The following is a 13,928-nucleotide window of genomic DNA, read 5'->3' as shown; positions in this document are numbered from 1 at the left end:
GCGTACTGCTGTGCACACGAGATCGAAAATGCAAACTGTCTACACCTTATTAGCACTATTTATTGGCCTCGTCGTGCCTTTGCAGGCCGCAGTGAATAACCAGTTGCGCGCATTTATCGGCGGCAGCCCATTGCTGGCCGCCTTGGTGTCTTTCTCGGTGGGCATCGTGACCTTGCTGCTCATGTCGTTGGCAACAGGGCAAAAGATGTCGGGCTTAATGGGTTTGGCCAAAGTACAGCCGTGGATGCTGGTTGGCGGCGTGCTCGGCGCCATTTTTGTTTTTGGCACCACCCTCATAGCCCCCAAGCTCGGTGCGGCGTCGATGCTGGCGCTGATTATTGGCGGGCAAGTGTGTGCTGGTTTGCTATTTGATCGTTTTGGCTGGCTGGGCATGCCCTTGCGCGATCTGAGCTGGCCTCGCCTACTGGGTGCCGCCCTAGTGATTATGGGCGTCTTGCTGGTGAATTTTGGTGACCGTTTACTGGGCTCCTCGTCATGATCGAGCCAATTGAAATCATCGCTAGTCATGACGACTTTATCCTGATCAATAAACCTGCGGGCTTGGATTTTCACCAGAACGAAACGCAAGACAGCCTGATCGATTTGGTGCGAGCGCAAACAGGCTTGGCCGAGCTCTACACAGTACATCGCCTCGACAAAATGACCTCGGGCTTACTGCTATTGGCGCGCAGCAGCGAATCAGCGCGGTATTTTTCGACATTGTTTGCCGAGCACCGCATTCAAAAATACTACCTTGCGCTCAGTGATAAAAAGCCCAGTAAAAAACAGGGCAAAATCCGCGGCGGAATGGAAAAAGGCCGCAATGGCAGCTGGAAACTAGTCCGCGAAGGTGGCCAATTGGCAATCACGCAATTTTTCAGTTATGGCCTAGGCAATGGCGAGAGGCTATTTCTGCTCAAACCATTGACGGGTCGCACGCATCAGCTCCGCGTCGCGATGAAAAGCCTAGGTAGCCCCATCATCGGTGATGAGCGCTATGCGGGCCGCCCCGCTGACCGGGGGTATCTGCATGCATACGCTATTGCGTTTGATTTTTATGGCAATACCCATCAATATATTTGTACCAAGTTATCGGGCAGTCATTTTCAAAGTACCGCGCTAGCAACGCAACTTGAAACACTTAGTTCGCCTTGGCAGCTCGACTGGCCGCAGCCCTAGCGAGCCAAAGTCAGACTCCACAGAGCAGCAATTGCCGCTCTCATTGGCAAACTAAAATCTGCGTGCGATACGTCGACATTCGACTGCTTACGGAATGCCAATACAAAGAATCATTCCATACCAGTAGAGCCAATCAGTTCAAACCAATAGCTCACTCACCACCAGTCAAAATACGGGTTAACCCGTAGGCACAAACCTAATAAATTGATCCCAATCTTTTTCGAATCTTACAAAAATTTAATTGTTTGATTTATCGAGTAAAAACGGCAAAAAAGCGATTCAGAACACTAGTCAGCGCTATTTCAACATGGTTAATATTCACATTTCGTAACTCGCCAAATAAAACTACATCGCGGGTGCATAGGTTTCGAAACACTACCAAAACGGATGGAGACTCTGTATGTCGAATTTAAATCGTTGGATGCTGGCTGCAATACCTGCCGCGATCTGCTCAATTCAAGTCATGGCTGCGCCAGCTTGGAATAGCACGACCGTTTACACCGGTGGCGAAGTCGTGACTTACGCGGGTAAAGATTACAAAGCCAAATGGTGGGCACAAGGCAATATTCCGGGCGCCGAACAGTGGGGTCCATGGGAGCTGGTTGCTAGCAGCGGCGCAACTCCTGCGCCGACTGCAGTAGTCACCGCAGCGCCGACCGCTGCACCTACAACGGCCCCTACAACCGCACCAACTGCGGCTCCTACAGTTAAACCGACAACAGCCCCCACTGCCGCACCGACCGCAGCACCAACGCCAGTCGCTGGCAGCTGTGCCGTTTGGGCCGAAGGCAGCACTTATAAAGCAGGAGATGTGGTGAGCTACAGCGGCGTGAGCTATACCGCCTTGTCAGCCCACACCGCTTATGTTGGCGCAAACTGGAATCCAGCTTCAACACCTACACTGTGGAAAGTAGGCGGTTCTTGCGCAGCAACGGGCACAACGCCAGCACCAACACCAGTCGTGACTGCCGCGCCAACGGCAACGCCAGTGGTTACAGCCACACCAACAGCAAAACCAACAGCAACGCCAGTGGTAACAGCAGCGCCAAGCGCAACTCCGGTTGTGACCGCAACGCCAACGGCTACTCCAGTCGTTACCGCAGCGCCAACACCAACGACCAGCACGGCGCCGACAGCAACACCAGCGCCAAATGCGGCGTACAAGCCACAAATTACTTACATTGCAGCGCCAGCGGGTTACCCAACTGATGCGCAATTTACTGCCGCCGAGCAAGCCCTGTATAGCCAAGCTGGAGCTGACAGCAGCGTGATCACTCGCATCCGCGAAGCATTGCAAGTACGCCCAGATGCGGTGGTTGATGCAGTAAAAGCAGGTGCAACTAGCAACCCAGACAACGTTCAACGCGTTGAACGCGTTTTAAGCCAAGCGAAGTTTGATTACTTCTTCCCAGTTCGTAATGTGAAATACACCTACGAAAACTTGCTCAAAGGCGTAGCGAAATTCCCAGCGTATTGCAAAACCTATACGGATGGCCGCGATTCAGACCTGATTTGTAAAAAACTGCTGGCAACGTCATTTGCTCACTTTGCGCAAGAAACTGGCGCAAACTGGCCTGCCCTGACCCCAGCCACTGCACGTGGTTATGCGGATCAAAACAACGCCGTATTGGCGACTATGGATCAAAACACCGCGATCCCAACCTTCCGTCAAGGCTTGTGGTTCCTGCGTGAGCAAGGCATGCAAGAAGGTACTGGCGTGGGTGGTTACCAAGATTGCTTTACCGGCGCGGGCAGCTCGATCTTCTCGATCTTCTACGCTTGCGGTCAAAATGCCCAAGGCCAATTCCTAAGCTACTTCGGTCGCGGCTCTAAGCAATTGTCTTGGAACTACAACTACGGTCCATTCAGCAAATCACTGTATGGCGACACCAACGTCTTGCTCGATAACCCAAGCGTCGTGGCGGATACTTGGTTGAACTTTGCTTCTGCGATCTGGTTTGCGGTTTACCCACAATCGCCAAAACCACCAATGACATGGGTGGTTGACGGCACTTGGAAACCAAACCAAGTTGACGTTGCCAACGGCATGTCACCTGGCTTTGGCGCAACGACCTACATCATTAACGGTGGTATCGAGTGTGGTAAAGGCTCAGAAGCGTCGCAATCTCTGAACCGTATTGCAGCGTACAAAGAGTTCACCAAAGAGCTCGGCGTGGACATCACTGGCGAGCAACTGACTTGCGGCACATCGAAAGGCTTTACCGATGGCTCGGCAGCTGCAACCAAAACGTATCTGGATAAAGGCTGGAATTACAATGCCAACAATCCAGGTGGCGTGTCATGGTCTTGCCAATTGGCCACTTACCAAACGCCATTTAACTTGGCGAACGCGGGTGACTACAAAGCATGCGTAGATTACTTCTTCCGCGGCCAAGTGAAATACAAAGGCGCAGTGGTGATTGATAACACCAAATAATTAAACTTTCCGATCGATCCAGAACGGCAGCTTAGGCTGCCGTTTTTTTATTTCAGCACGCCTTTTCCTGCTAAGTGCGCACGCCAATTCAAAGCTGCGATTTATTGTGCGGATATGCACCAAAATACTGCATCCACATTACAACGGCAGGTGGCATTAAAGTCCTCGGCACAACGACGCACCCTTCGTAAGTTTTGGCGCCCAGCCCACGGTTTGCTTAGCTTACAAGCCCACAATCATGCCAAATATGCCATCAGCCTAATACCAATTCCCCGCCACAAAAAACACTTATCTTTTTGATTTGACAGCACTTTTTATCCAGCCAACAATACCAATTGCAGCACATCATTAAACCTAAAAAACAAGGATGGATGGATGAGAACATTACGCACCCGCTCTGCCGCATTATTGATGGCATTGAGCATGAGCTCGGTCTTTGCCGCAACATGGCAAGAAGGATTAACCTACACCGCTGGCACTCAAGTTGACTATCAAGGCAAAACCTACAGCGCCTTGGTCACGCACACCGCTTATGTGGGGGCTAACTGGAATCCAGCTTCTAGCCCAACACTGTGGACTGTCGTCGCCACCAGCGCTACTGCCGCGCCAACGACGGCTCCAACAATTGCACCAACGGCTACGCCCGTCGTAACAGCAGCACCGACTGCCACACCTCAAGTGACAGCCACGCCTACAGCCGCGCCCACCATAGCCCCAACGACAGCACCGACTGCTATTCCAACGGCTACACCGACTGCAGCGCCAACCGCAACACCAGCAGCAGGTAGCTGTGCAGCGCCGACTTGGACTGCGGCAGTTTATAGCGCTGGCTCGATCGTTAGCTACAACGGCCACACATGGAAAGCCCAATGGTATGCCGCCGCCAGCGACACCCCTAAAACTGTTAGCAGCTCTTGGGAATCCCCCTGGCTCGATCTGGGTACGTGCAACGCGGGTGGTGTAACACCGGCGCCAACGGCAACGCCAGCGATTACGCCAACAGCAAGCCCACAAGTAAGCGCAACGCCCGCCCCTACGGCCATTCCGACTGCGACGCCATTGGCTACCGCAACCCCAGCCGTTGCATCGTACAAACCACAAATCACTTATGTAGCAGCACCAGCAGGCTATCCGAGCGACGCGCAAATGACGGCGGCAGAAACCGCATTGATGAGCCAAGCCGGTACAGACACGCAAGCCATCGCACGCATCCGCTCAGCGCTGCGCGTATTACCTGATGCTGAGGTGGAAGCAGTCGTACCTGGTCGCGCAGCCAATCCTAGCAATGCGCGTCGTGCCGAGCGTATTGTGTCGGAAAGCTTGTTCAACCAGCTGTTCCCAGTTCGAAACGTAGCGTACACCTACACCAATTTCTTGCGGGGTATTGCCAAATTCCCTGCGTATTGTGATGACTACACCGATGGTCGCAATGCCGATGCAATTTGTGCCAAATTGATCGCAACGTCATTTGCTCACTTCACCCAAGAAACAGGGGCAAGCTGGTCTACGCTGACGCCTGCTGGCGCAAAAGCGTATCCAGCCAATGCCAACCCGATTTTGGACACGATGGATCAAAGCAGCGTCATTCCAACTTGGAATCAAGCACTGTGGTATCTGCGTGAAATGGGTTATGCCGAAGGCTCGGCCGTGGGCGCGTACCAAGATTGCTTTACTGGCGCTGGCAGCTCGATCTTCTCGATCTTCTATGCTTGCGGCCAAAACGCCCAGGGCAAAAACCTTGATTACTTTGGTCGCGGCAGCAAGCAGTTGTCGTACAACTTCAACTACGGGCCATTTAGTAAATCGCTGTATGGTGACGCCGCAGTCTTGCTCGACAATCCGGGCAAAGTGGCTGATACCTGGCTGAACTTTGCGTCTGCGGTCTGGTTCGCGGTGTACCCACAATCACCAAAACCGCCAATGACGTGGGTCGTGGATGGCACATGGGTACCTAACTCCGTGGATATCGCCAACAATATGCAGCCAGGCTTTGGCTCAACGATCAACATCATCAATGGCGGGATCGAGTGTGGCGGCGGTAGCGATGTGCAGCAAGCGAAAAACCGCATTGCAGCCTACAAGCAATTTGCCGCCAAACTGGGCGTCGATATCACTGGCGAGCAATTGAGCTGCGCAACGCAACGCGGCTTCCAGCCAGGCTCAGCCGCAGCGACCAAAACCTATCTCGATAAGAGCTGGGGCTACAACGCCAACAATCCAGGCGGCGTGTCTTGGGCTTGTCAGCTCGTTGATTACCAGATGCCATTTAGCCTCGCGACACCGGGCGATTACAAAGCCTGCGTGGACTATATGTTCCGCGGTCAGGTGAAAAAAGACGGCGTGGTGGTGATCAATAACGCGAAATAAGCGAGTGACTTAAGGCCACTCAATTCCAAACAAAAACGGCAGCCAAGGCTGCCGTTTTTTTTATTCACTTTCGCACATACCCAATTATGGTATATGCATAAAACCCAATTGGAATAAAACACTAAAAAGCATACCTCAATCACACCGCTGAGGAGCTAATAATATTAACGCGCGTAATCATACCCAAATCGAGGTAATTTGTCGCCGTAGCAATGCCCAGATTCCGCGCCAAAAAGTCACAGCCGCTTGTAATAAAGAGGCCGAAGATAGACCTCGCTTTCTGTCTCTCTCGAACTTTTTAGAGGAAACTCGCATGTTCAAAAAAACAGCCGTCGTTAGCAGTCTCGTTGCAGCAGGTTTATTGGGAGCGGGTGCCGCCAGTGCCGCACCAAAGATACAACTCGAATACTGGACGATGAGTATGGCGCCAACGTTTAGCGCTTACTTCACCGAAGTGACCAAAGCCTTTAACGCGCAAAACCCCACGCTAGAAGCCAAGTGGGTCGACATGAACTGGGATCAAATTCAGCCCAAACTGATTGCCGCCATCGCTTCTGGCAAACCACCCGCCTTGGTCAACTTTAATGTGCCTTGGGTGCATGAATTTGCCAATCAAGGCAATATCTTGCCGGTAGACGCCTATATCGACGCGAGCAAATATCAAGAAAATGCGATCAAAGACGTTACCGTCAACGGCAAAATCTACGCCTTCCCTTCGTATAACTCGGTGTCAATCATTGCCTACAACAAAGACATCCTCAACAAAGCGGGCGTCAATGGCCAACCCAAAACTTACGATGAATTTATTGCTCAAGCGCGCGTCATCAAACAGAAAACTGGCCTCACTGCATTCTCGCCAAAATTAGCACCGGGCAGCGGCGGCGGCATTACTGGCTGGTTTGTCTATGCGGGTCTGCCTGTCATCAAAGATGGCAAAGCCGTGTTTAACTCACCGCAACACGTTGCGATGCTCAATCAATTTGCCCAGCTCTATAAAGAAGGCGTGATTCCACGCGATGTATTCAAAATGGAATTTGAGCAGGAAATCTCCAGCTACAATTCTGGCCGCCTGGCGATGATGACCACCGCACCACAGGCGCTGAAACGCACGCAAGCGGATGCGAAAAAGATCTATGACGTGACCGATATTGCGCCCTTCCCCGTTGGCGCAGGCAAGATTGCCTTTGGTGGTTGGCTGATGGACTTTGTTATCCCTAAAGGCGCGGCTAATCCTGCTGAAGCGGGTAAATTGGGTGCCTTTATTACCAATGATGCCAATCAGCTGGCCTTCTCTAAAGCCACTGGCACGACTTTCCCATCGACCAAACTGGCCGCTAAAGATGGTTTCTTTACTGAAGGCGCGAAAAGCGCAGATCCAGTCCTCAAAGGCCGCGCCGTTGCAGCAGGCTCGATTGGTGATGCAAAAACCTTGCTGATGGAACCAGGCATCTTGCCAGATGAAACCACAATGATGCGCGTGCTGCACACCGAAGTTGAAGCCGCCATCTTGGGTCGTAAATCGGCACAAGCGGCGCTCGATAAAGCCGTGGCCGACTGGAATAAACGCCTGGCTCAGAAGAAATAAGCGCAACGCCTTCCACCTGTAACAGCTTCAGCCTCATTGCCGCCCGCCTTCGTGTGGGCGGCATTTTTTACGTTCGTATTCCAAATTTAATCAACACCCATCCATACATCAGCATGTATATAGTTGAAAACATTACTAACAAAAGATCCTAAACATATACCTACATAAAACAAAAATGCAGCTTCACATCCAGTTGGGCAAAAAGCGTAATATCCGACCAATTAGCTCGGTCATTTTCAGGTAGAATATTTTTCCATATTTCCCGTTTGGCCATCCCATGTTTGCCTTGTTTGAAAAACTCATCCAACCCTATCCCGATGCCATTCCACAGCGCCCGACGACGTTTTTGCGCTTTGTCTGGAGCTGCACGGCAGGCATGCGCAAATACATCGTCTTGCTGGCCTTTTTCACCGCCCTCACTGGCGCATTTGAAGCCTTGCTCTACAGCATGCTGGGCAATGTGGTGGAATGGCTGAGTAAAGCCGAGCCCGCCTCGCTTTGGCAAAATGAGCGACACCATTTATTACTTTTGCTGGGTATTTTGCTGGCCAGCCCCATCCTGATTGCGCTACAAACACTAATCAAACACCAAACACTGGCGGGTAATTTTCCGATGCGTTTGCGCTGGCAATTTCACCGCCAGATGCTCGGCCAGAGCATGAGTTTTTATCAGGATGAATTTGCGGGTCGTATTTCAGCCAAGGTCATGCAAACAGCCTTGGCAGTGCGCGATACGGTGCTGACCAGTTGCGATATCTTGGTGTTTGTCGTGATTTATTTTGTCACGATGGCCTCGGTCGCTGGCGGCTTTGATTTGCGGCTGATGATTCCTTTCTTTGGCTGGCTGGCGCTGTATATCGCGGCGATGCTGTATTTTGTGCCACGTCTGAGTCGTGTGTCGCGCGCCCAAGCCGATGCGCGTTCTTTGATGACGGGTCGCATTACCGACGCTTATACCAATATCAGTACCGTCAAATTGTTTTCGCACACGCAGCGCGAGGCTGGGTTTGTCAAAACGGCGATGAAGGAATTCATGCAGACCGTGCATGGTCAAATGCGGCTGGTCAGCCTGTTTGAAATCACCAACCATATTCTGAGCATGTTGCTCATCGCCTCGACAGCAGGCGCCACCTTGTATTTATGGACGCGCGGAGAAGTCGGCATTGGCGCGGTGGCCGCCGCCACGGCCATGTCGCTGCGGCTCAGTGGCATGTCGCACTGGATTATGTGGGAAATGGCGGGGTTATTTGAAAATATTGGTACGGTGCAAGACGGCATCAATACGCTGGCCAAACCGTCGACTGTTCTCGATGACACTGACGCTGCGCCATTGCAAGTGAACAAAGGGCTGATCGAATTTGATCAAGTTCGCTTTAATTACGGCCACGATAGCGCCGTAAAAGCGGTGATCGATCAGCTCAATCTCACCATCCAGCCGGGTGAGAAAATCGGCCTCGTTGGCCGTTCTGGCGCGGGTAAATCAACGATTGTGAATTTGCTGCTGCGTTTTTACGATATTCACAGCGGCCAAATTCGCATCGACGGGCAAGACATTTCGCACGTTACGCAAGATAGTTTGCGCCATCAGATCGGCATGGTGACGCAAGATACGTCCCTGCTGCATCGTTCGGTGCGCGACAATATTTTGTACGGGCAACCCGATGCTTCCGAGGCAGACATGATACGCGCGGCACAGCGCGCTGAAGTGCATGATTTTATATCCCAGCTCAGTGATCCAAGCGGACGCGTCGGTTACGACGCCCATGTGGGCGAGCGCGGGGTAAAACTCTCGGGCGGGCAGCGTCAGCGGATTGCGATTGCGCGGGTGATTTTGAAAGATGCGCCGATTTTGCTACTCGATGAAGCAACCAGTGCGCTCGATTCGGAAGTAGAAGCGGCGATTCAAGCCAGCCTCTATACGCTGATGCAGGGCAAAACCGTGGTCGCGATCGCTCACCGACTCTCTACGATTATGGCGATGGATCGCTTGATCGTGCTCGATCAGGGGCAGATTGTCGAACAAGGTACGCATGCCGAACTATTGGCGCATGGCGGCATCTATGCTCGCCTCTGGGCGCATCAAAGTGGCGGCTTTTTGGGTGAAGAAGACTAATTGTCGCCGGCATAACAAAGCCCCGCTAAATTGCGGGGTTCAATGACATCCCCACTCGCGAAGCGAGGCTCCCCTCAAGGCGTGGCGCAGCTCGGCACAAGGCGCCCTAGCGAAGACCGTGGCCTAAGGCTACGGGGCGGTAGGGGTGGGAAAAAAACATGAAGGCCGCCAATTCAAAACCCGAATGATTAGGCTCGGCTTTGCCGAGACTGGATAAATCTAGTTTCTCGATTTGTCTGCTGCCTGAGCCCAGCTTAATTGCCAGGCTATCGCAGAGCTTTGAATCGCAGCTCGCAATAATTATTATTAAATAAGTTCAGCTTTTTGACTAACTTACGCATGATGATTCTCCTAAAATTTCATGACTTTAGGATATTCCATGCGCCTAAAAATCACGCCGAAAAACTACCCACTTCGCACGCCACTATTACCCATTTGGCATTGAGTTTATGCCAAGCTCTTGTCTTCCTGCTCCTGCTCATGGGCAGCCAACCAGCGCTCAATCAAGCTACAGGCTTCGCCCAATAACAGCTCGAGTTTGCCAATCTGCGCAGTGACGTCCACTTGCCCCTGATGCAAGCATTGCTCCAGATCGGCGGCAGTGGCAGCAACTTCGTTGGCTTCGACCTGCCCTGCCACACCTTTTAAGGTATGCGCCAAACGCTCGGCTTCAGCTAACTGACCATCTGCGATCAGCTCGCGCAATACCGTGGGTGCATTAGCAAAACGCTCGACAAATCGAGGCAGCATTTTTTTCAGCATCCGCAAACTGCCCATGCGCTGAATCGCCGCCAGAAAATCAACGCCGGTAACTAGCGTACTTGCTTCTACCGTCGGCAAGCTAGTCACTGACACAGGCTGAGTTGCAGGCAAATAGACGCGAAGGCAGTTTTGCAATTTGGCCGCATCGATCGGTTTGGATAAATGCTCATTCATCCCGGCCTGAAGGCAAAGCTCGCGCTCGCCTTCCATCGCATGCGCCGTTAACGCAATAATCGGCAAGTCGGCAAACCCCGGTAATGCTCGAATCGCGCGCGTGGTATCGCGACCATCCATGCCAGGCATTTGCACATCCATCAGCACCACATCGATTTCTTGCGACATCAGCGCCGCAATCGCAGCATTACCACTCGATACGGCGCTGACTTGCGCGCCCATATTACCCAAAATAGTCGCGCCCAAATCCAGCAAAATATCGGTGTCATCAACCAAAAGCACACGCAAGCCTTGCAGCGGAAATTGCGAGGCTTTATCCAGCAATTGGCCATGCAACTCGGCTGCGTCATCAGCCAGTGACTGCGCAACGGCTGAACGTATTTGGCTTGGGATTAATGGTTTAATTAATAACTGGCAATGACGTAATTGGCTTTCTTGTGTCGCGGCAATATCATCGCGGTCATAGCACAATAAAATAATCGGCAAACCAGCCTGATGCAGAGATTGCAGTACATCACATAATGGATGCTGCTGCGCGCCACATAAATTGACTTCCAGAATCAACAGATCGGTTACATGCCCAGCGGCAAAATAGGCCAGCAATTGCGCCTGATTATTGAGCAATGTGGCCTCAAAACCCATCGCCTGAAGGTGTAATGCTAGATGACGAGCGATCTCTGGATTGCGCTCGGCAATCAAAGCCCGCCGTGGCGCGTATTGCATGGGGCTAAATTGATCGGCCCCCGCTTTATTCAGATCCAGCTCGAAGCTAAATTGCGCACCTAGCCCTTCATGACTTTGTACTTGGATATGACCGCCCATTAGATGAATCAATTGCTGGCTAATGGCCAATCCTAGACCTGAACCACCAAAGCGCCGGGTGGTCGATGAATCGGCCTGACTAAATAGTTTAAACAAGCGCTCTTGCGCCTCAGGGCTAATACCGATCCCCGAGTCTTGTACTGCAAAATGCAATCGCACTTCAGTATTGCTGTGTTCAATACAAAAGACCGACAAACAAACATCACCTTGCTCGGTGAATTTAACCGCATTATTGAGCAAATTGAGTAATACTTGCCCCAAACGCAGGGCATCGCCCTCAATCATCGTCGGCACATCAGGTGCAATTTCAAAACGTAAAAACAGACCTTTTTCCTGTGCCTGTATGGCCACTGTCCCCGCCAGCTGACTAAACAGCTGCATCAAGTTAAATGGCTGCTGCTCAATCTCCAGCTTATTGGCTTCAATACGCGAAAAATCGAGCACATCATTGACCACACCTAATAGCATTTGAGCCGAGTTTTGGGCGCGGGCAATATATTGTTGCTGCTGGCTATTGAGGCCGTTTTCTGCCAATAGATTGGTGTAACCCAAGATGGCCGTGAGCGGAGTGCGAATTTCATGGCTCATATTGGCCAAAAATTCGCTTTTAATTTGAACCGCGGCATGCGCATCATCGCGTGCTTGGCGCAAAGCTTCGGTTTGCGCTTGCTGCTGTTGCAGTACGGTGCGAAATTGAGCAACCCCGTGCTCGATATCGCTAATTTCATCATTACCGCGCGCATCAATCTCATCACCCAACTGCCCTTGTGAGAGCAAGCGCATTGAGCCCGCCAACCGCTCCAAACGCCGGCTGATATTGCGAGACACATAGATCCAGCCCACGACCAAAGCAACCAACATACCCAATATCGTTGAGGCAAATAATAGTCGAGTGCTTTGCTTTAAGTCGGTATCGAGCATGGAGACCTTGCCATTCAAATTACCCGATACATCATGCGCCAGATTTTTAGTGGTACTGAGTAAAGCATTAGTGACTCGTCGATTATCATTTACAATTTTATCCAGTAAAATACTAAAATTAATTCGACGGGCGCTTGACTGATGGATTTCTTGCTTCAATTTTTTGTAATCCGCAAATAAGGCCAAACAACCTTGCATGCTAGATTTCATTCTTGTGCTACTAATATGATGGCTCATTTGCATGGCATGCAAAAAGGTGCGCTCAAATGCTTTTTCATTTGCATCTAATTGCGCCATATTCTCTGCTGAAGCCATTTGGCGCAAATCACCACCTAACTGAAAATAATCACTTTTTATTTGCTCAATGGCCGTTAATGTTTGCACTTGAGTATTGACCAATGCCACAACTGCACTCGTGGTATTTTGCGCAATCACATCGCCGCTGTGGCTAACTTCATCGTTCTGACGTTGCGTGATTTTGCTCAGGCTTCGATAGAAAATCAGCATGGCTGCAGAGGCCTCGCGACCTATCTGCCCCATCGGCGCACGCAATATCTGCAGCATTTTTTGTCCCTCGGAGCGAATGTCTGGGTCCATTTGCTGCAAATTTTTTTCCAATCGCGCGAGTATCTCAGGGCTTTTTTTCTTGTAACCGTCTTCCCCCTCCGCACTAATTAAGGTTTGAAGCCGAAATACATCTGCGCGAATTAAAGACAAGCCATCGCGATTAATTTTTTCACGCTCATTCAATGCCGACCATTCCTGCCCCGCCATGGACGATGTTTTACCTGTGGCCAACAATAAATCTTCTTGGGCCTTATCCAATAATGGATTAATCAAAGCCTCGAAACTTTGCCGTTTTTGATCCACCTCTCGCAATTGAATTTTATGTTCGGCATCAATCTCGATTAAATCTTCAACAATACGATTAGTTTCTACGACTTGCTTTGATAAAATTAAAAATTGATCTGTTAATTCATTGCTACGGGTATTTTGTAGATTTTTTAGAGCCGAAATATATTCAGGTCCATCTTGTAGCAATTGCTGCAATTGCTCGAATGCCTTTTGACGGGTTTGATTGTCGGTCGCTGCTGATAAATGCTGCAAAGATAGCGCCAACTCCAGACTATTGGTTTCTAGATTGGCAATAGCACGGGTGGCGGGATAACTTTCATTCGAAATATTGCTATAGGTCTGATTAACCGAACGAAATGCCCAAATGGCAGCCAAGCCCGCAAATAGTGTCGTCGCGGCAACAATTAAGAATGCGATTCGCAGCCGCAGTGTAATTGATTTGAACGCAAAAAAGGGCATGCCATGTCTCTTTGATCAAGCCAAACAATCAAGATGGTTCAAAGTGGTATTACTGCAATCAACGACAAACACCAAACCCAAACACATCGCGTCAGCTTTAGACACATCGGTGTCAGCTTTGTAAACCAAGTCCATCTTACCAGAGTCTGAAAAATGTCATGAAATATGGTGACATTTGGGCATAAAAGACGTGAAAGTCGCCACACCTTCAGCACAAGGCAATTCATGCAGCTCAGAAAAAACCAGAGAAATAT

General features: G+C 50.8%; 7 protein-coding genes. 6 read left to right on the top strand and 1 reads right to left on the bottom strand.

Annotated elements, in window-relative coordinates:
* Positions 1 to 28 precede the first annotated feature (28 nt).
* The 6 genes from HQ393_RS01335 (at position 29) to HQ393_RS01305 (ending at position 9,681) form a co-directional block, all read left to right on the top strand.
* Positions 29 to 499, top strand: a complete 471-nt coding sequence (locus HQ393_RS01335; protein ID WP_179357075.1) for a DMT family transporter — start codon at positions 29 to 31, stop codon at positions 497 to 499.
* Positions 496 to 1,179 carry a TIGR01621 family pseudouridine synthase gene (locus HQ393_RS01330; protein ID WP_179357074.1) on the top strand — a complete coding sequence of 228 codons (684 nt, stop codon included), beginning with the start codon at positions 496 to 498 and terminating at the stop codon, positions 1,177 to 1,179. Before HQ393_RS01335 ends, HQ393_RS01330 begins: the two co-directional genes overlap by 4 nt.
* Before the next feature lie 400 nt (positions 1,180 to 1,579).
* Positions 1,580 to 3,616 carry a glycoside hydrolase family 19 protein gene (locus tag HQ393_RS01320; protein WP_218871252.1) on the top strand — a complete coding sequence of 679 codons (2,037 nt, stop codon included), beginning with the start codon at positions 1,580 to 1,582 and terminating at the stop codon, positions 3,614 to 3,616.
* A gap of 375 nt (positions 3,617 to 3,991) precedes the next feature.
* Entirely contained in the window at positions 3,992 to 5,983 is a 1,992-nt protein-coding gene (locus HQ393_RS17495) for a glycoside hydrolase family 19 protein (RefSeq protein WP_218871250.1), read from the top strand.
* Between the two features lie 313 nt (positions 5,984 to 6,296).
* The gene (locus tag HQ393_RS01310; protein ID WP_179357073.1) at positions 6,297 to 7,568 is read left to right on the top strand and encodes an ABC transporter substrate-binding protein; all 1,272 of its coding nucleotides are present in this window, start codon (positions 6,297 to 6,299) and stop codon (positions 7,566 to 7,568) included.
* Positions 7,569 to 7,845: 277 nt separating this feature from the next.
* Positions 7,846 to 9,681: an ABC transporter ATP-binding protein gene (locus HQ393_RS01305; protein ID WP_179357072.1), complete on the top strand. Its 1,836-nt coding sequence runs from the start codon at positions 7,846 to 7,848 to the stop codon at positions 9,679 to 9,681.
* A gap of 447 nt (positions 9,682 to 10,128) precedes the next feature.
* On the opposite strand, the gene HQ393_RS01300 is transcribed toward HQ393_RS01305, so the two are convergent.
* Entirely contained in the window at positions 10,129 to 13,674 is a 3,546-nt protein-coding gene (locus HQ393_RS01300; RefSeq protein ID WP_179357071.1) for a response regulator, read from the bottom strand.
* Between the last annotated feature and the right edge of the window lie 254 nt (positions 13,675 to 13,928).

Origin of the sequence: Chitinibacter bivalviorum (assembly GCF_013403565.1) — a bacterium.
Classification (GTDB): domain Bacteria; phylum Pseudomonadota; class Gammaproteobacteria; order Burkholderiales; family Chitinibacteraceae; genus Chitinibacter; species Chitinibacter bivalviorum.
Note: the sequence above shows the minus strand (reverse complement) of the source record. Positions and strands in the feature narration are given on the sequence as shown.